The following is a 17,967-nucleotide window of genomic DNA, read 5'->3' as shown; positions in this document are numbered from 1 at the left end:
TGTCTTTTTTAGTGAGGTGAACGTTTCGGCGGAAGCACAGCAGCTGCGAAAGGGAACTACGTTCCGTAACATTGGCGTGGTGCAGAGATATCGTGCTCCAATGCGGAAATAGTCCATAAAGGACGGTGTAGATAGTCGAAATAATCGACTAACTCGCAAGAATTCGGCGGCTCTGGTCTGAGATAGTCGAAAAATTCGACTAACTCGCAAGAATTCGGCGGCTCTGGGCTGAGATAGTCGAAATAATCGACTAACACGCAAGAACCCGGCACCTTCGGGCTGAGATAATCGAAATAATCGACTAACTCGGAAGAAGCTGGTGCCTTTGGGCTGAGATAGTCGAAATAATCGACTATCTCACAAGAACCTGGCACCTTCGGGCTGAGACAGCCATGCACTTATCTAGCCTCACTCTTATTTACTTATAAAAACATTATCCATATAGTAGACGCCAGTTGCATCAGCTGCAACGCCTACTTTCAACCGGCTGACGTCTGACGCTGCTGTGTTTTTGAAGCTGAATTGATTGGCTTTTTTGCGCCATTGACGTATAAGTCGAACTTTCAATTTAATTATTATCTTCCCTCCTCTGATGCAGTATGGTTACAATTGTAAATGCTTTGAAAGGGGAAGAAGTCTAATTTTTTTGGCAACAAGTTATGGATCTTCGGATATTCGTACACGCCTGTAACCTTCAAGCTCAGTGTATGTCGACGAATATGGGCTTGACATTCCCTTGGATCCCTTGTAAGATATTGAAAAATTCATATCGAAATATTAATGAATGGGACAGTAATTCCTAACAGACAGTCACAGCGAGCCGGGTCAGTGTAAGCCGGTACGGATGTTAAGAATGAAACGGACCCAGGAAATGGTTTGCCGAAAATGGGAGTAGGTAAATCCGGTCTTACGACCGTTACGAAACAGAGGGGTTAAACCAGAGGTTTAACACTTAGAGTGGTACCGCGGGAATGTTTCAGCTCTCGTCTCTTTTATAGAGACGGGGGCTTTTTATATTTTCTAGAAAAAGATAGGAGAGACACGCTATGTTAAATTATAAGCTTTATTTTGCAGGGAAAATCACATCGTTACTTACTGGTTTCGAGGCCCAGGACATTATGGCATGGATGGAATACCCAGCGAATCCGGATCAAGGGGATCTATCTTTACCCTGCTTCCGACTAAGTAAGACCCTTAGTAAATCACCACAAGTCATTGCTGAAGAGTTAAAAACAGCCCTAGAAGACGAGCACATCGACGAGATGAATGCCGTTTCCGGGTATCTAAACATTTTTCTCAAGAAGTCTACGTTTGCTGAGTCTCTTATTGATCATATCAGCCAAGCTGGAGAACGCTATGGATCTCAGAAGTTGGGTCAAGGCAAGACGGTGGTGATCGACTATTCCTCGCCGAATATCGCGAAGCCCTTCCATGTTGGTCATTTAAGATCCACGGTAATCGGTAATGCGTTATATCATATCCACGCTTTTCTTGGATACAATTGCGTGGGGATTAACCATTTAGGCGATTGGGGAACACAATTCGGGAAGCTGATTGTTGCCTACCAACTGTGGGGTAGCAAGGAGGCTGTAAACGAGAGAGCTATCGATGAGCTTCTCGATCTGTATGTGAAATTTCATGAGGAGGCTGAGCAAGACCCAACATTAGAAGATCAAGCTAGATCTTGGTTTACGAAAATGGAGCACGGTGATCAAGACGCACTAGCTTTGTGGCAGTGGTTTGTGGAGATAAGCCTCAATGAATTTCAGAAGATTTATAAGCTGTTAGGTGTTCAATTCGACACTTTTCAGGGGGAAAGCTTCTACAATGACAAGATGGAGCCTGTCATTCAGGAGCTGAAGGAGAAGCAGCTTGTGGAAGTAGATGAGGGTGCTTTATTAGTAAGGTTAGATGCCTATGGCATGGCACCAGCATTAATGCTGAAGAAAGATGGCAGCTCCCTGTATCATACGCGTGACCTATCGGCAGCTATATATAGAGCGGATAATTACGCATTTGAGAAATTGATCTATGTGACGGATTATGCTCAAAATCTTCATTTTCAGCAGTTGTTTAAGGTTGTTGAATTAATGGGTTATACGTGGTCCTCCAAACTTGAGCATGTCGCATTTGGCCGTGTGAGCATTGAAGGGGGAAGCTTGTCGACACGTAAGGGGAATGTGATTAGACTGGAGAACGTGCTGGAACAATCTATTCAGAAAATAAGGGAAGTCATCGAAGCAAGAAATCCAAACTTGGCGAATAAAGCTATAGTTGCTGAGCAGGTTGGGATTGGAGCCGTCATATTTAATGATTTGAGTGCAAATCGAATTAAAGATATTGATTTTTCGTGGGAGGAAGCTCTTAATTTCGATGGTGAAACGGGGCCCTACGTGCAGTACACCTATGCAAGAACATGCAGTGTGTTGAAGAAAGCGATATCGTCTGACTGGCATGCGAAGGAAACATACGAGGTAGACGGTGCCAATTTGCAAAATAAAGAGGCCATGGCGGTTGTGAAAATGCTCTATTTATTTCCGGAAAGAGTAGAGCAGGCCATGGTAAAGCTGGAGCCTTCGATCGTATCGCGTTATCTCATTGATCTCGCTCAAGCGTTTAATCGTTTTTACCACGCTTGTTATATCCTAGTAGAGGATGTACATGTACGTGAAGCACGACTAGCACTGGTCCAATGCGTTCAAATTACGTTGCGTAATGGCTTGAAACTGATCGGTTTACAAGCTCCTAATGAAATTTAATGACATTAATCATTAATGCTGTTAATTAAAATGTTCAATAATGAATTGGTAAAAATCCTCATTCATGAGAGATTTTCTTAGGGGGAATACTACTGGGCAATACAGGTTTGACCTTTAAGGAGCTGGTTTGTCGTGTTAAAGCGAACTGCTGCGATTGTTTCGACATTCTTATTGGCAAGCGGATGCTTAGGAAGTACGGCTACGCCCAAAGATCCAAACATGGAAGCGAAGCAAGTCACCCCTTTTGTCCAGATATCTTCTCCACCGATACAGCCCTATCATTCGACTCCAAAGGAACAAGCAGCATCAGAAAGCAAAGTCTCTCAGGTGACGCTTGCTGCAATCGGGGATATCCTCATCCATGATAAAGTTTATATCGATGCTAAGCAGAAAGATGGGACGTATAATTTTAATCACATTTTCGCGGGGGTATCGAGCTTATTACAAGCACCAGATATTCTTGTTGCTAATCAAGAAACGATGATTGGTGGCAAGGAGCTGAGTCTATCCACGTACCCTGCATTTAACAGCCCTCACGAAATTGGAGATGCTCTGAAAGTAGCAGGGGTGGACATTGTTACGGTTGCCAATAATCATGCACTAGACCGAGGCGAGAAGGTCATTCAAAGCGCGCTCACCTATTGGGATACCCTTGGGATTCCCTACACGGGTGCATTTAAATCCCAGAACGATCGGGAACATATACGGACGGTCAAGCGAAATGAGATCACGTTCTCCTTCTTAAGTTACACCTACGGGACGAATGGGATATCAACACCGAAGGGTAAGCCGTTCTTGGTCAATCGGATCGATGATTCGCAAATTCGTACGGATGTGGAACAAGCCAAACAATTGTCGGATGTCATTGTGGTTGCACTCCATTGGGGGAACGAATATCAACGATTTCCGGATGCCAGTCAGACAAGTCTTGCTCAAAAGCTAGCCAACATGGGGGTTCATATCATCATTGGGAACCATCCGCATGTCTTACAACCGCCTGCTTGGGTAGAAGGGGAGCAAGGGCATCGAGCCTTTGTTGTTTATTCGCTGGGCAACTTTCTATCCGCTCAAATCAACTTATATAAGCAAATAGGTGGCATGGCAACCATTGACGTGTTGAAAACCACCAAAGAGAATACCACTAAGATTGAGCTCATGAAACCCGGCTTTCTTCCAACCTACACGTATAGCCAGCAAGGACGTCATTTTCAAATTATTGCAATGGATAGGTTAACCAATGAACAACTCATTCATGCTAAAACTCACTATGAAATGATAATAAAACATATGAGATCGAATATGCCCGAACTGGTCATTAAGTCATCAATGTGAGAAATCAAAAACACCGCTCCTAACCAGGGCGGTGTTTTGCTTTGCATTCCATCACGATGAGGATTCATCCTGCGGAGTCGCTTTAGCGAGATTCAACTTCAAAGCAGCTTTCTTGGCTACTAACTCTTTTGCGATGTCTCTTTGTAGTCGATCACAAGTCTTAATCTCTTCGTTCAATTTATTCACGCGTGACATTTTGCTGCTCAAATCACTGTGTGACTGGCTTAATTTCATATCTCGCTGAATCTGATTAATTTTGGCTTGGGCTTGTTCTTTCTTTTTCTTCGCGTTGACCTGTTTGCTTTCAAGGTCAGCAATTTCTTTTGTTAACTGTATAACAATTGTTTTCGTAAAGCTAATGGCCATTCCTACACCCCGTATCCATTTCATGTAGCTGAGTCATCATTCTACTATAAAAGGGCGCGTTAAGCGAGAAATACCCTATCATTTATCATTCTGTTCGTTATTTCCACCCTTTTGCAGTTATGGTTTGCTTTTTGCGATTAAAAAGTCTCTTGAACAAGCTTACTTGTTTTTTACGTCTGAGAGTGAGGCGAACACCTTCGATAAGCAGCAAAGACCTTAATGAATCGCGACGATTAAGTGTGTGTAATCTTTTAATAAACTGCTCGTCCATGTCGATCATCCTCCCAAATGGTTACACAATAGTTAAGAACCTCACTAACAAACCTAACTCTATTATAAATTCACTAGGCGAAAATATTTGTCAAACCGTAGATGAGAATAAGACTACTTTTGTCGAAATCGCATATGATTTTATGAAATAAGCAGATGTCTGCCTGGTATTGGCTCCAGTTTTTATTGAGCTGTCTAGAATTTTTTAACAAATAGGTTTACTTTCACGACCATTCCGCATATAGTTAAAACACGGTGTTTCCTTTGGTAAACTTTTTGTCCCACTGGAAACTTTATTTTTACCCAAAATGTTTCCCTAGGTAAAAAAAATTGTAAACAAGCAATTTATAATAGGAGGTCATAGCGATGTTTCAGAAACCAGATAAAAAGCTATCGAGACGTAATCTTTTGAAGTTAGGAACGACAGGAGCGTTTGCAGTGATAGGGAGTGCCTTATTGAATCCGTCCTCGTTATTCGGTAGGCCACCGATCGCACAAGCGCAAGATAAACATGATATTCACCATGCGATGAAAGAACAATTACATGAGGGTATGAAGCATGGCTATGTGCCAAGCACCGAAGTAACAGAAGGTTTCAAAGCGGCGCAACATGCGCTGACCGCTTTTGATTACGGCAAAGTGAGTAAGCTTCCTGACGGTAGAACACTTAGGGAATATGAGATCGCAGCTTATGAGGCTAATGTAGAAATTGCGAAGGGTATCAAGTTTCCTGGTTGGACGTTCAATGGGACGATACCTGGTCCTACAATCCGTTGTACCGAAGGCGATGTCCTTCGTGTGAAATTTACCAATGGGACTTTGCATCCACATTCCATTCATTTTCATGGCATGCACCCAACGAATATGGATGGACTTGAATCTGTACTTTCTGGGGATTCGTTTACGTATGAATTTGAAGCCAAACCAGCTGGTATGCACGTTTATCACTGCCATGTGGCTCCCTTAGCCAGACATATCCATAAAGGTCTCTATGGCAATTTCATCATTGACCCGAAGAAGCCAAGAGCTGCTGCCAAGGAATTCAACATGCTGATGAATGGCTATGACCTGGATCTCGACGGGGAAAATGAAATCTACACAGTGAATGGTTACGCTTTTGCCTATCAGCAGGAACCGATTAAAGTGAAGGTAGGGGAGCTAGTACGTATTTACTTAAGCAATCTGACTGAATTTGATTTAATAAATTCCTTTCATCTTCATGCGAACTTTTTCAACTATTACGCAACGGGGGCAGATCCTGAGGCTCGGCCAGCATACACCGATACCATAATGCAATGCCAGGGTGAACGTGGGATTCTGGAAATTGTGTTTCCTCTACCTGGGAGATACATGTTTCATGCGCATCAAAGCGAATTTGCTGAACTAGGTTGGATGGGATTCTTCATTGCTGAATAAGAAAGGAGGCGACGTACGATATGAGTATCAATAATCAAACCAGTAAGCCAACATCTTCCTCTAAAATAAAAGCTATTCTTTGGGGCCTTCTGCCCTTGATCTTGCTATTAGCCATTATTACAACGATTGCCAAAGTAGGTACCGGGATTGAGAACGAACCGGCTGCTCCGATCGAAGTCTTGAATGTCGAAAAAATCACACTAAATGATGACGGTATTCAAGTGAAAGTACTGAACTCAGGGCCAGAAGAAGTAACCATCGCTCAAGTCGTCGTTGATGGCGCATTTTGGAATGCTTCTTTCTCACCTAGTGATACGTTAAAAAGATTCGAACGAGGCATGATTCATATTCCATATCCGTGGGTTCAAGGAGATCCGCATGAAGTGAAACTCATCACGTCGAATGGATTGATTTTCGTAGGTGAAGTGGCAGTGGCTGCTGCTACGCCTGAAGCGAATGGGAAGCTATTCTGGCAATACGCGTTAATTGGTTTCTATGTGGGGGTAATTCCCGTAGGGCTTGGCCTATTATGGTATCCATTTCTTCGTAGATTCTCGGTTAGAGGCATGCACGCGATTCTTGCACTGACCGTTGGTCTGTTGTTCTTCCTAGTCATTGATACCTTTGGCGAAGGCTTTGAGATGGCTGCTGAAGCGCCTGGCGTCTTCCAAGGCTCAGGGCTAGTATGGTTCGGTGCATTGCTGAGCTGTTTATTCCTGATCGCTGTCGACCAGTCAAATGAGCGTAAGTTAAGTAGTGAAACATATGCTGGCAAACGTGTAGCTAACAAAATCGCAACAGGCATCGGGCTTCATAATTTTGGAGAAGGTCTTGCGATCGGTTCTGCTTTTGCAGTGGGGGAGGCAGCATTAGGGACTTTCCTCATCATTGGTTTCACCCTACACAACATTACAGAGGGCGTAGGTATTGCAGCGCCACTGCTGAAAGATCGCCCAACGTGGAAGACATTTGTCAAATTAGCATTAATCGCCGGCGGACCTGCTATAATAGGTACATGGGCGGGTGGCTTCATATTTAACGATACATTAGCTGCACTCTTCTTCGGTATCGGTGCGGGTGCGATTCTGCAGGTCATTTACGTTATTTCGAAAATGATTCTGAAAGAATCTGAGAAAAAAGGTTTATCTCCGGTATCTTGGTTAAACTTCAGTGGACTAACAGCTGGGATTTTGATCATGTATGTAACTGCGTTAATGGTGAAATTTTAAAGTTTCACAATGATGGGGAAGGGTGGTGACTCACATGCTATCAGGAATTGGCATACCAGGTCTTATTGTAATCGTAGGTGTTGCGTTACTTTTATTCGGACCAACGAAGCTTCCGCAACTAGGTCGTGCTTTCGGAACGACCATCAAGGAGTTTAGACAAGGAACGAAGGGTTTGTTGGAAGAAGAAGAGACGAAAGATAAGCAGAAGGATACACATTAATTTTGATGAGATAACAAAAGGGCTGTCCAGTGGTAGCGTGAGCTACATTTCTGGGCGGCTTATTTTTATACTCTTAACCCATTAGCTGTAAAAGGTACATCTAATTTCCTCCATTTGCGCTGGAATATGAAAATAAATGGGAATTATGTCGTTAATCATCCTCATAATTGTATTTTCGATGAATAACCTCGGAATTAGATGTAGGTTATCCAGTTATTCTTTCATAAACTTCGGAATGGTGAAATTTAACTGTAGATTTTCCATTTAATATGTAGCAGTGGTGGTGGTGGGGGCTATATTCTATCATTCATACCTTGGATTTTACTGCACGTTGCAGTAGTATATATGGCAGTATATACCGTAAGCGAGTTAAGAAAGAAAAACGACTAACTGATGGAGCAAAGTAATGAAATCACTAGAACACTATTGGAATAAATCATATCAAAGGCTCGGACTCAAACCAACTTTCGATAATTGGTTGGACAAATACTGGAAAGAATACATATCGACAACAAGCGATGCAGATCTTATTGTTGATCTCGGTTGTGGTGTCGGTAATAACGCCAAATATCTTGTAGAACACGGACTTTCGCCAATCGCTTGTGATATCTCCGAAGAGGCTATTCGTACATTGAAGTCATTCCTTCCAGATATTCAAACGCTTTGTTTGGATATGACGGAGGGTCTTCCTTTTCCAAAAGATTCTGTACAAGTCCTAATTGCTGATCTCAGTATTCATTATTTCGATGAAGCGACTACACATGAAGTCATCCGAGATCTCCATAACGTGCTGAAAACAGAAGGTATTTTACTATGCAGGTTGAATTCAACCAATGAAATGAGTAATAAGGGAAATGTCATGCCAACGACAGATCGCTATTTAATGGAATCGGAAGGGATTTACCGAAGGTTTTTTGATCGCGAAGAGATAGAACGATTTTTTGATAAAGAAAAATGGACTTACCTGCATATGGAGGAGTATGAAATGGATCGATATACCAAAAAGAAGATGCTGTGGGAAATTGCGTTGAAACCACGCTGGTAAGCGGAAAGTCATGATAAAGCAATAAGTGGTCAATTTCCGCATGCAGGATCGTAAAGGATTTGGTGCAGGATGAGCGAACCTCTAATATATACATGTGTATCATCAAGTTGGACCATAATATCGAAGCAGAAAAGGGGATTCCAATGAAACAGATTGGCATTGCACTTATTGGTTGCGGGGCGATTTCCGGCTTACATTTGAAAGCTATTTCACAAATACCGACAGCGAAACTAGTGGCCGTAGTTGACACGAACGCCGAATTAGCAGCTCAAACAGCTGAAACGTATGACTGTGCGTATTACACCGATTATCTCGAAATGTTGAAAAATCCAGATATTGACGTCGTTCACATATGTACGGCACATTACCAGCATGCGCCAATGGCGGTTGATGCACTTCATGCGGGTAAGCATGTTCTTACAGAGAAGCCGATGGCTGAAACGAAAGAAGCCGCACTAACGATGTTACGTGCAGCAGAAGCGAATCCGCATGTACAGCTTGGCGTTATTTTCCAAAACCGATATAATCCGGCCTCCCAAATCATGAAGAAAACCGCCCAATCCGGTGAATTAGGGAAGTTACTTTGTCTCAAAGGAATTGTCACTTGGTCCAGAGATGCGTCCTATTATCAAACAGAGTGGAAAGGGAAATGGGCCACAGAAGGCGGTGGCGTCCTAATTAACCAGTCTATTCATACGTTGGATTTACTGCAATGGATAGGCGGCGAAGTATCTAGTATTAAAGGAACCATGTCGACGGATTCCCTTGAGGGAATTATTGAAGTAGAAGATACCGTTCATGCACACCTTACATATCGAAGCGGAGCAACGGCTATTTTCTATGCAACGAACGCGTATGGGATAAATTCCCCTGTTGAGATTGAGCTTGTCTTTGAAAAAGGGAAACTCGTACTCACGGGTGATACGTTGTATCGGGTGATTGATGGTGTGCAAACGATGCTGACTTCACCAGAAACGACGAATCTTGGGGCCAAATCGTACTGGGGAATCAGTCATGGTACTCAAATTGCTGATTTCTATGATCATCTCTTATCGGATCGCAGCTACGGTTTGAATGGACCGGAAGGCTTTAAGGCGTTCAATCTCGTCATGGATGTGTACGAATCGGCTAGATCAGGGAAACGAATTAGTTATCTATAACAACCAGGTAGAACTGGTTCTAGGTTTCAGCTCGAAACTCCGTTCCATCGTCACGGAAATAGAAGGCAATCTCATCAGTGATCGTACTCATACGAATGGATATTCTTGTGAACTCTTCAATGATTCCGCGATCGACTTCACAGAAAACACCATTCTCATCTGTTTGCCACACGGATACCGTTGTTTGAGATAGCGCGGCTGTAAATAGATCTCCATCGGATGTCAAGGTCATCATCATGAATATCGCCCTCCCCTTCGGTCGCCGCCGCAAGGCGGTTGGATCGTCAATACCGTTTCTATTCGTTCAGTTATTACTTGAGTATATTCGCAGTTATGTACGACATGCGAATTTGGCGAGATATGTTCTTATTGTACTATGTAATTCTGGTCGTTACCCTTAGGTAACGGCTTTTTGCTGTTCCAAACAAGAATTGGCCAAATCATCCATCACGGTTTATCTACCAATTCAAATGGTCATAATGGGGAAGGGATGAGAATAAGGAGGGATACACATCATGCCAGATGATGCAACGATTCCTATTGACCCGAATGTTGAAATAAACCTTGAACGAATCATGATGGATTTAGGCGGCAGCGACGATGTCATCATTCGAGAGATACAAGATGATGGCACTTTGAAAGTAGCAGCTGCAGTTGTGTATATCGATGGACTTTCCGATACCTTGGCTATTAATATGTATATTTTCGATGTTTTAAAAATGATGGTAAGGAATGTCGCACAGGACGCACATGGAGACAGTTTGGATACAGAAACATTGGCCAAAGAACTGTTAACAGGATTAGGTTCCATTCAAACCGTTGCAGATATGACAGCTCTGTATGAGAATTTACTTTCAGGCGAAGCAATTATTTTATTTAATCAGCAGCATCACGCGTATCGCGCAGACATACGTCAATGGAAGGGACGGGATGTCACTGAATCCACCAACCAGACGGCCGTTCGTGGTCCTAGAGAAAGTTTTACCGAGACACTTCGCACCAATACGGCGTTAATCAGACGTAAAATTAAAGACCCTAGACTGTGGCTGGAGACGATATCCATGGGTCGGATGACGAAAACCGGCGTCACGATCATGTATATTAACGGGATCGCCAAGCCATCCGTAATCGAACTAGTTCGGTCTAGATTAAAAGCTATTGATATCGATAGTATTTTGGATAGCGGATATATCGAGGAATTGATCGAGGATAATAAATTTTCACTCTTTCCAACTGTTTATAATTCTGAGCTCCCAGACTCCACGGCGGCCCAGTTATTAGAGGGAAAGGTGGCGATTCTCGTAGATGGTACACCTAATATCTTGCTGGTACCTACGCAGCTCGTTACTTTTTTTCAATCAGCAGAGGACTATTATCAACGAGCCTATTATGCAACTCTGCTTCGGATTCTTCGATTTAGCACAGTGTTCATTTCCTTGCTATTGCCATCCATTTATATCGCAATAACGACATTTCATCGCGATATGCTGCCAGCTTCACTGCTAATCGGACTGGCGGCGCAACGTGAAGGGGTGCCGTTGCCCGCATTCGTGGAGGCATTAGTCATGGAGTTGACCTTCGAGATTTTGCGAGAAGCGGGCCTTCGTATGCCGCGAGCCATTGGACAAGCCGTATCTGTTGTTGGCACACTTGTCATCGGACAAGCTGCGGTAGAAGCGGGAATTGTCTCAGCAGCCATGGTAATTGTCGTTTCAGTTACGGCCATTTCAACATTTACGTTGCCAGCGTATAGCATGTCGATTCCAGTGCGTCTGCTTCGGTTTGTATTTATGGGAGCTGCAGCAAGTTTTGGATTATTCGGGATTGCCATGGGGATGTTTGTGTTATTACTTCATTTGTGTGCTCTTCGTTCTTTCGGAGAGCCTTTTATGTCTCCATTTTCACCATTCCGCAAAGCAGATTTAGAGGATTCGCTGGTTCGTTTACCAAGATGGCTTATGTTTAAGCGTCCTGAGACATCACTAGATGAAGGCAGCGAAAGAATACGAAAGCGTTAGCAGGGAGGCGCTTTAGGTTGAAATATAAATTAACTGTCTTGATTCTTTGTTTACTCATGCTAACAGGCTGTTGGAGCAGACGTGAATTAAATGAGCTGCTTATTGTCCTTGGCGTCGGTGTGGATTGGAAGGATGGCGAATATTTGGTGTCCTTTCAAGTCGTTAATCCAAGTGAAATATCTGCCCAGCGAAGAGGGGGAGATCGGCCACCTAGCACGCTCTATCAAGGTAGAGGGAAGACACTATTTGAGGCAGCCAGGTCATTAACTGCGGAGGCACCACGGAAAGTCTACATGGGACATTTGCAGATGTATATCATTGGAGAGGAATTGGCGAAGCGGGGGATTAAAGATATTCTCGATAATTCAGTCCGTGATAATGAATTGCGAATGGACTTTAATATCGTTGTAGCAAGAGGCGATATGGCAGAGAATATGTTGAAACTATTTACACCTGTCGAGAAATTACCTAGTTATAGTATGCAGCAATCCTTACAAACCTCACAAAAGTCATGGGCGCCGACTGTTGCCATGACGATGGATGAAGCGTTGAATAAGCTGTCTGGTAAAGGCTTCGAACTCGCGTTGACAGGTATCAAACTAATTGGTGACACGGCCATTGGCGACACGAAAACGAATGTAGAATATTTTCAGCCGCCTAGCCGATTCCGCTACACGGGGATTGCAGTTTTCAAAGATGACAAATTAATTGGTTGGTTAAATGAACAGGAAAGTAAAGGGTATACGGATATCACCAACAATTTAGATAGCACATCTATCGAGATTGCCTGTGGTGAGCAGAGATATACGGGAATTGAAATTACATCCTCGGATTCTAAGTTAAAAGCAAGCGTACAAGACGGGAAACCTAAGATAGATGTGTCCATTCGTGCGGAAGCAAATATCGTGGATAGACAATGCAGAAATATCGATTTGACAGATCCTCAAACAATCAAACAACTAGAGCAAGAAACCAAACAAATCATACAGTCAAATGCGGAAGCGACCGTTGCTCGAGCGAAGAAAATGAAATCGGATATCATTGGTTTCGGTAATCAACTCGGTAAGGATCAGCCTGCGTATTGGAAAGAAGTTAAAGAAACGTGGAATGATGACTTGTTTCCGCAAACCATTGTTCAATATAAAATTGAATTGTTTATAAGAAAAACCGGTACCATTGGGAATACAACTATGCAATAGAAGCGGTAGAGAGGATTGGATCAGGAATGGCGTCTGTATTTACTGTTCTTGCGTTAGCCGCAGGTACATTCTGGCTAGAAGCGCCTAAGCTAATACGTCATAATCATAGACGCGAGCTTATTATTTTCATTATGTTCCTATTAATTGCTAGCGTGTTGTATATTTTGCTTACATTACAACTTGTAATTCCAAATCCATTCAAAATTCTTGCTTGGATGTTCGGTTGGGTGGGTTAACTGGGTTGGATGCAGTGACAGGGAGGTACCTATGAACACATTTAACAATGCTAGTATATCGGTACGCCAGTTTACGATTTTGATCATTCTTGGCGTAATTGGGGATTCGATTCTAATTATGCCGACGATCCTCGCAGCTTCTTCCAAACAAGATGCGTGGTTGTCTATGTTGTTTGCCATACTCCTTGGATTCGTAGCAGCGGGTATTTTTGCGGGTATCGCAAACAAACTTCGTAGGCGGAGACTCTTTAATCTCCTAAGGCTGAATCTGGGGGTTTGGATTGGTAGTGTAATCATCGTACTATTTTTGTTCGAATTCTATATGTGTTCGCTAACATTGTTAAGTGAAATGAGTCAGTTTATGACAACGCAATTAATGCCAGAAACACCTATTAATGCGATCATCGCTGTATTCATTTTGGTCATTATTATCGCCTACAGGTATGGTGTTGAAGCGTTTGCACGAATGGGAGAACTGCTATTTCCAGTATTTATGCTCTTATTCCTAGTTCTCTTTGTTTTATTACTGCCGCAAGTGGAATTCTCAAACTTGAAACCTATTGCAGCAGAAGGAATGGGAGTGATTGGGCGGGGAGCAATGTTGGCTTTTGTAACTGCTTTTACAGAAATGATTGTACTACTTATGCTTGTATCCAATGTAATCGGTTCTACATCACTAACCAAACCAATCTTTATAGGTTATGCAATCGGCGGTGCCATTTTATTTATCATTGTGATCCTGTGTGTCCTTGTGTTAGGACCCAATTTAATGGAAACGAAATATTATCCCACCTTCGTACTCGCACAGAAAATTACGATTGGTCATTTTTTGGAGCGGTTAGAAGCTGTTATGGCTTTTCTATGGTTCATATCGGTGTTTTACAAAACGTTACTCCTCTTTTTCTCGTTAACTTCAGGTCTTGCAGAACTATTTCAGTTAAAGGAGAGTCATATGCTGACCATACCGGTAGGTATGCTGCTGCTCGTGGGAACAGTTGTGGGTACGCCTAATATTACGGAATATAATGCGATTCTTGAGTCCTACTATGTTTATTTCGACATTACTTTCTGTGTCGTGATTCCCACATTGGTGCTCATTTTGTTTTATATCTTTGATCTCCGAGATAAACGTAAAAAGGGATCAAGTAACGACACTGAGTTGCTGACGGAATCGTGATGGTTCTATTATCTCTCAAATGAGCAAAGAGTGCTCCGCTTTCATACCATGCCTTTCTGGACAAGGAACATAAACTATCTAGAACTACTATATTGAGAGAGTGGTGCAGATGGGGAAAGGGCTTCTCGCAGAAATAGCGATCAATTATGATTTGTCAATCAAACAGGTTGAACGCATTCGTAACACTTCACGTTCTTATGTCATGAAAATCACAACAGATCAAGGCAGCTTTATTTTGAAAAGGATGAACATGGATGAGTACCGTTTGCAATTTATATTGGAAACTGAAGAATTTCTTAAATGCCGCGGCATTAACATTCCAAGCGTGTATCAGACAAATGAGAACAAGAATTACGTAAGGTATAAAGGCTATTTCTATGTCCTCCAGGAGTGGATTTGTGCCGTACCGTATCCTCTGAGTAGCTTAGAACATGTAATTCGGCTAGCTGATTTACTGGGGAGGATGCATGCGATTTCCAAGGAGTATCAATATTCCCAAGATCTAGTCCGAATTGGGGGGACAAACTGGGAGCAAGAGTATAAAGAAGCTCTTCATTTTTTGGGTAAGTGGAGAGATGTGAATGCATGTGTGGATGAACCCTGGCGCAAAGCTGTGTTAGCCTATGTTGATTTTTACATGAGAACGGGTGAATTTGTAAAAGAGAATGTTAGGCAGCAAGAGTGTTGTAATGTTTGTGGGGAAACTCACATTGATGTAGTGATAAGCCATCATGATTTTCATACTCAAAATATATTACTGGATGAAATAGGGAATATTTATATGATTGATTGGGAATTTGTTCGATTTGATTTGCCTTCCAGGGACATCAATCGATTGTTATACGCCATGATCAAGAAGTCGAGAGCTTGGAATCATCATGCTTTTCTTAAGGTCATGCGAGCTTATCTGAAAAGGAACACGTTGTCTAAGCGAGAAATGAAGTTGCTCTATCTGGATTTGGCGTTTCCTCACAATCTGTGCCGCAATCTGATTTGGGGCAAATTTAACCATATGACTGTGAATCAAATCAATGAACTATTGCAGAAAGACATGGGAAAAACGCAATATATGATCGAGTCGTATCTCAACCAATAGCAACGATCAACAATGCGATGAGAATAAAAAAGATGCCTCACCAACCATATAGGCTGCGAGGCATCTGTGTTTATTAATAAGCTAAAGCGAATAATCCATGAATGTGTGAAAGATAACGAACGTTACTTGCTTCCTTCATAAGTGAAGCAGGTAAGCCCTTCAACTGTGTGTTCTTACCGCCGATTGTGCCAATGCCATCTTTACGGCCAAGGCTACCTAGAGTTCCAGAGAACACAGGTACGAATTTATCCATAACGCCGCCTTTAAGTTGAACGGACAAATTGTAACCAACCGTCTCACCCATTTGCCAAGCAAGTTGAGCAGTTGGAGGATATGGTCTTTCGCTTCCTTCAGGGAATACAACCGCGCAGTCACCTGCCAAGAAGATATCCTCGTGTGATGTGGATTGTAGTGTCGAAGTTACCGTAGCGCGGCCGCGATCTTCCGCGATCCCACAGCTGCCGACAACTTGGTTGCCTTTGACGCCGCCAGTCCAAATAATCGTGCTCGCCTCGATCGTTTGCCCGCTTTTCAACGAAACTGAATTACTCGTAGCTTCAGTGATCGCAACACCCGTCAAGAAGGTAACGCCACGCTTCTCAAGACTTGTGACAGCACGCTCAATGAGTACTGTTGGGAACACAGGAAGAATGGCTGGGCCTGCTTCCACACAGTAGATGGAGATATCATTGAAATCAATGCCTTTAGCACGGCAAACTTCAGGTAGCTTATCTGCAAATTCACCGACAAGCTCAACACCAGTTAAACCACCGCCACCAACTACAATCGTTGCATCCGCCTTATTCCCAGAAGCTTTATAAGCGTCCAAGCGAGCTTCAACATGAGTACGAATCCGGTTAGCGTCAGAAGCTGATTTCAGAATTAAACTGTTCGCTTCCAATCCAGGAATGCCGAAGTAGTTCGTTTCACTACCAAGTGCAACAACTAGCGCATCGTACTTATGTACAGCACCGCTGCTTGTAAGGACTTGTTTCTCATTCGGCTTAATCTCTTGGATCGTGTCAACCACGATATTAACATTTTTGTCGCCAAGAAGTTTCTGAAGAGGTAGTGCAACGGCCTGTTCTTTAATTGTGCCGCCAGCTAATCGATGTAGCTCGGTAATGATTTGATGCGTTGAGAATTTATTGATGATTGTAATGTTAGCTTCTGAAGCAGATAAATGTTTACGAGCAGTTAATGCAGTCAAGAGACCACCGTACCCGCCGCCAAGAATTAATATTTGTTTAGCCATCGTTACCATCCCTTGTCCGGATTAATTTTTTCGTTCAGCGAGTACGTTCAAGAATGCTTGAGCAAATCGAAGTGTTTTCTGCACTTCAGGGTCTTTCAGCATTTTCAACATACCGAATAGACCGATGGTTGTACTAACATCAGTTTGTGACCGTTCACCAGCTTCAATAGCTGCCGATGCGATGTTTTTTGCTTTTTCTTGTACGGGCTTAACGAACTCCCCAATACCTTGGGCAAAATCATTAATGAGTACTTTGTCCGTCGCCACGTTTTGTGCGAAATCGTAAGCTTTGGTAAGCATGTTAACCATTTCAGCTAGTTTAGGGAGATTATCTACCAGAAGTGTTAACGATTCTTGCACCTCGGGTTTCAGTAATTGGTCAAGTACGTCTAATGATTTGGGTTCAGTTACAAGTGAAACGGGTACTTCTTGAACAGTTGATGTCTGTGACATATGACAGATCCTCCTTTGTCTAGAAAAAAACGTATTACATTATTCTACACCTTTTGACAATAAATTTATAAAGGCAGATATTTCAAATTGGTGAACAAATCCTATATTTGTACACAAATAGGACCGTTTGCACCTTGAATAAGGAAGGGATGCTATATACGTTGAGCGTAGGGCATCCCTTTCTGTTCATTACATGATTGAATTCTGATGTATCTACACGGTTTGCTAACGAGAATGTAGTTAAAAGTTAGCCTGCAAAGGATTTATCTTATTAACAGCGAATACAATAATTGTAAAATATGTTGTGAATGAGGAAGGATGTACACGATGATATTTGGGATATTTATCTTAGTCGCTATAATTGGCATCATTGCTTCACTTGTCATACCAGGTGCAGGCTCAAGTGGTGGGAACCGCAGGTCTCAGTCGAATTTCAACAACCACACGACGACCATCAATCCCATGCTAATGGATAATCAAAGTCAGCATCAGTTGAATAACAATCAACCAGAACATAATTACGATTCGAATGGTACATCAACGGACTACAATCGTGCGAATTGTGACAATAGTAGCTCAGGAAGTTCAGACAGCGGAAGTAGCTGGAGTTCAGACAGTGGCAGTAGTGGCGGATACGATAGCGGTGGTGGTGGCAGCAGTGACAGTGGGACAAATAGCAGTGATTAGAGAATCCTTCGGGGTTCTTTTTTGTTATTGTGAAATTCGCGAACCTTCG

The 17,967-nt window shown here is 42.7% G+C and carries 19 protein-coding genes and 1 other annotated feature; of the genes, 13 read left to right on the top strand and 6 right to left on the bottom strand.

Annotated features, from left to right (window positions below; all coding sequences use genetic code 11):
• Nucleotides 1-414: 414 nt before the first annotated feature.
• On the bottom strand, nt 415-567 hold the full coding sequence (locus tag GC096_RS12270; protein WP_171630515.1) for a hypothetical protein: 153 nt from the start codon (nt 565-567) through the stop codon (nt 415-417).
• 204 nt (nt 568-771) lie between these two features.
• Nucleotides 772-994: a binding site (T-box leader), on the top strand.
• Between the two features lie 52 nt (nt 995-1,046).
• Between GC096_RS12270 and argS the strand changes: the two genes are divergently transcribed.
• Nucleotides 1,047-2,759, top strand: a complete 1,713-nt coding sequence (gene argS, locus GC096_RS12265; RefSeq protein ID WP_171630514.1) for an arginine--tRNA ligase — start codon at nt 1,047-1,049, stop codon at nt 2,757-2,759.
• Nucleotides 2,760-2,891: 132 nt separating this feature from the next.
• Nucleotides 2,892-4,091, top strand: coding sequence for a CapA family protein (locus tag GC096_RS12260; protein WP_171630513.1), 1,200 nt, complete (start codon nt 2,892-2,894; stop codon nt 4,089-4,091).
• Nucleotides 4,092-4,142: 51 nt separating this feature from the next.
• On the opposite strand, the gene GC096_RS12255 is transcribed toward GC096_RS12260, so the two are convergent.
• Both GC096_RS12255 and GC096_RS12250 read right to left on the bottom strand, forming a co-directional pair.
• Nucleotides 4,143-4,481, bottom strand: coding sequence for a hypothetical protein (locus GC096_RS12255; RefSeq protein ID WP_171630512.1), 339 nt, complete (start codon nt 4,479-4,481; stop codon nt 4,143-4,145).
• A gap of 73 nt (nt 4,482-4,554) precedes the next feature.
• Nucleotides 4,555-4,728, bottom strand: coding sequence for a hypothetical protein (locus GC096_RS12250; RefSeq protein WP_157257061.1), 174 nt, complete (start codon nt 4,726-4,728; stop codon nt 4,555-4,557).
• Between the two features lie 365 nt (nt 4,729-5,093).
• Between GC096_RS12250 and GC096_RS12245 the strand changes: the two genes are divergently transcribed.
• The 5 genes from GC096_RS12245 (at nt 5,094) to GC096_RS12225 (ending at nt 9,797) form a co-directional block, all read left to right on the top strand.
• On the top strand, nt 5,094-6,143 hold the full coding sequence (locus GC096_RS12245; protein ID WP_171630511.1) for a multicopper oxidase domain-containing protein: 1,050 nt from the start codon (nt 5,094-5,096) through the stop codon (nt 6,141-6,143).
• Nucleotides 6,144-6,163: 20 nt separating this feature from the next.
• A complete protein-coding gene (locus GC096_RS12240; RefSeq protein ID WP_171630510.1) occupies nt 6,164-7,372 on the top strand; it encodes a ZIP family metal transporter in 1,209 nt (402 codons plus the stop codon).
• A gap of 34 nt (nt 7,373-7,406) precedes the next feature.
• Nucleotides 7,407-7,592: a twin-arginine translocase TatA/TatE family subunit gene (locus tag GC096_RS12235; protein WP_057313821.1), complete on the top strand. Its 186-nt coding sequence runs from the start codon at nt 7,407-7,409 to the stop codon at nt 7,590-7,592.
• Between the two features lie 406 nt (nt 7,593-7,998).
• The gene (locus GC096_RS12230; protein WP_171630509.1) at nt 7,999-8,637 is read left to right on the top strand and encodes a class I SAM-dependent methyltransferase; all 639 of its coding nucleotides are present in this window, start codon (nt 7,999-8,001) and stop codon (nt 8,635-8,637) included.
• A gap of 143 nt (nt 8,638-8,780) precedes the next feature.
• Nucleotides 8,781-9,797 (top strand): Gfo/Idh/MocA family protein, encoded by a 1,017-nt coding sequence (locus GC096_RS12225; RefSeq protein ID WP_171630508.1) that lies wholly within the window; start codon nt 8,781-8,783, stop codon nt 9,795-9,797.
• 19 nt (nt 9,798-9,816) lie between these two features.
• Here GC096_RS12225 and GC096_RS12220 read toward each other — a convergent pair whose 3' ends face one another.
• On the bottom strand, nt 9,817-10,035 hold the full coding sequence (locus tag GC096_RS12220; RefSeq protein ID WP_171630507.1) for a hypothetical protein: 219 nt from the start codon (nt 10,033-10,035) through the stop codon (nt 9,817-9,819).
• A 277-nt stretch (nt 10,036-10,312) separates the two neighbouring features.
• Here GC096_RS12220 and GC096_RS12215 point away from each other — a divergent pair, with 277 nt between their 5' ends.
• From GC096_RS12215 to GC096_RS12195, 5 genes are all read left to right on the top strand, one after another.
• Entirely contained in the window at nt 10,313-11,815 is a 1,503-nt protein-coding gene (locus GC096_RS12215) for a spore germination protein (RefSeq protein WP_171630506.1), read from the top strand.
• 17 nt (nt 11,816-11,832) lie between these two features.
• Complete coding sequence (locus tag GC096_RS12210; protein ID WP_171630505.1) at nt 11,833-13,014, top strand: Ger(x)C family spore germination protein; 1,182 nt, start codon at nt 11,833-11,835, stop codon at nt 13,012-13,014.
• A gap of 26 nt (nt 13,015-13,040) precedes the next feature.
• Nucleotides 13,041-13,250 carry a hypothetical protein gene (locus GC096_RS12205; RefSeq protein ID WP_171630504.1) on the top strand — a complete coding sequence of 70 codons (210 nt, stop codon included), beginning with the start codon at nt 13,041-13,043 and terminating at the stop codon, nt 13,248-13,250.
• 31 nt (nt 13,251-13,281) lie between these two features.
• The gene (locus tag GC096_RS12200) at nt 13,282-14,427 is read left to right on the top strand and encodes a GerAB/ArcD/ProY family transporter (RefSeq protein WP_171630503.1); all 1,146 of its coding nucleotides are present in this window, start codon (nt 13,282-13,284) and stop codon (nt 14,425-14,427) included.
• Nucleotides 14,428-14,536: 109 nt separating this feature from the next.
• Nucleotides 14,537-15,523, top strand: coding sequence for a CotS family spore coat protein (locus GC096_RS12195; RefSeq protein WP_171630502.1), 987 nt, complete (start codon nt 14,537-14,539; stop codon nt 15,521-15,523).
• Nucleotides 15,524-15,596: 73 nt separating this feature from the next.
• Here GC096_RS12195 and GC096_RS12190 read toward each other — a convergent pair whose 3' ends face one another.
• Nucleotides 15,597-16,778, bottom strand: a complete 1,182-nt coding sequence (locus GC096_RS12190) for an NAD(P)/FAD-dependent oxidoreductase (RefSeq protein ID WP_171630501.1) — start codon at nt 16,776-16,778, stop codon at nt 15,597-15,599.
• A gap of 21 nt (nt 16,779-16,799) precedes the next feature.
• Complete coding sequence (locus tag GC096_RS12185) at nt 16,800-17,231, bottom strand: DUF1641 domain-containing protein (protein WP_171630500.1); 432 nt, start codon at nt 17,229-17,231, stop codon at nt 16,800-16,802.
• A gap of 327 nt (nt 17,232-17,558) precedes the next feature.
• Here GC096_RS12185 and GC096_RS12180 point away from each other — a divergent pair, with 327 nt between their 5' ends.
• The gene (locus tag GC096_RS12180) at nt 17,559-17,918 is read left to right on the top strand and encodes a hypothetical protein (RefSeq protein ID WP_171630499.1); all 360 of its coding nucleotides are present in this window, start codon (nt 17,559-17,561) and stop codon (nt 17,916-17,918) included.
• The last annotated feature ends 49 nt before the right edge of the window (nt 17,919-17,967 follow it).

Origin of the sequence: Paenibacillus plantarum (genome assembly GCF_013141695.1) — a bacterium.
In the GTDB taxonomy this organism is placed as follows: Bacteria; Bacillota; Bacilli; order Paenibacillales; family NBRC-103111; genus Paenibacillus_E; species Paenibacillus_E plantarum.
The sequence above is the reverse complement of the archived record's forward strand: the minus strand, read 5'-3'. Positions and strand labels throughout refer to the sequence as shown.

Coding starts and splice junctions, on each gene's coding strand:
- argS (WP_171630514.1), top strand. CDS start 1,047: ATGTTAAATTATAAGCTTTATTTTGCAGGGAAAATCACATCGTTACTT.
- GC096_RS12255 (WP_171630512.1), bottom strand. CDS start 4,481: ATGAAATGGATACGGGGTGTAGGAATGGCCATTAGCTTTACGAAAACA.
- GC096_RS12250 (WP_157257061.1), bottom strand. CDS start 4,728: ATGGACGAGCAGTTTATTAAAAGATTACACACACTTAATCGTCGCGAT.
- GC096_RS12245 (WP_171630511.1), top strand. CDS start 5,094: ATGTTTCAGAAACCAGATAAAAAGCTATCGAGACGTAATCTTTTGAAG.
- GC096_RS12240 (WP_171630510.1), top strand. CDS start 6,164: ATGAGTATCAATAATCAAACCAGTAAGCCAACATCTTCCTCTAAAATA.
- GC096_RS12235 (WP_057313821.1), top strand. CDS start 7,407: ATGCTATCAGGAATTGGCATACCAGGTCTTATTGTAATCGTAGGTGTT.
- GC096_RS12230 (WP_171630509.1), top strand. CDS start 7,999: ATGAAATCACTAGAACACTATTGGAATAAATCATATCAAAGGCTCGGA.
- GC096_RS12225 (WP_171630508.1), top strand. CDS start 8,781: ATGAAACAGATTGGCATTGCACTTATTGGTTGCGGGGCGATTTCCGGC.
- GC096_RS12220 (WP_171630507.1), bottom strand. CDS start 10,035: ATGATGATGACCTTGACATCCGATGGAGATCTATTTACAGCCGCGCTA.
- GC096_RS12215 (WP_171630506.1), top strand. CDS start 10,313: ATGCCAGATGATGCAACGATTCCTATTGACCCGAATGTTGAAATAAAC.
- GC096_RS12205 (WP_171630504.1), top strand. CDS start 13,041: ATGGCGTCTGTATTTACTGTTCTTGCGTTAGCCGCAGGTACATTCTGG.
- GC096_RS12200 (WP_171630503.1), top strand. CDS start 13,282: ATGAACACATTTAACAATGCTAGTATATCGGTACGCCAGTTTACGATT.
- GC096_RS12195 (WP_171630502.1), top strand. CDS start 14,537: ATGGGGAAAGGGCTTCTCGCAGAAATAGCGATCAATTATGATTTGTCA.
- GC096_RS12190 (WP_171630501.1), bottom strand. CDS start 16,778: ATGGCTAAACAAATATTAATTCTTGGCGGCGGGTACGGTGGTCTCTTG.
- GC096_RS12185 (WP_171630500.1), bottom strand. CDS start 17,231: ATGTCACAGACATCAACTGTTCAAGAAGTACCCGTTTCACTTGTAACT.
- GC096_RS12180 (WP_171630499.1), top strand. CDS start 17,559: ATGATATTTGGGATATTTATCTTAGTCGCTATAATTGGCATCATTGCT.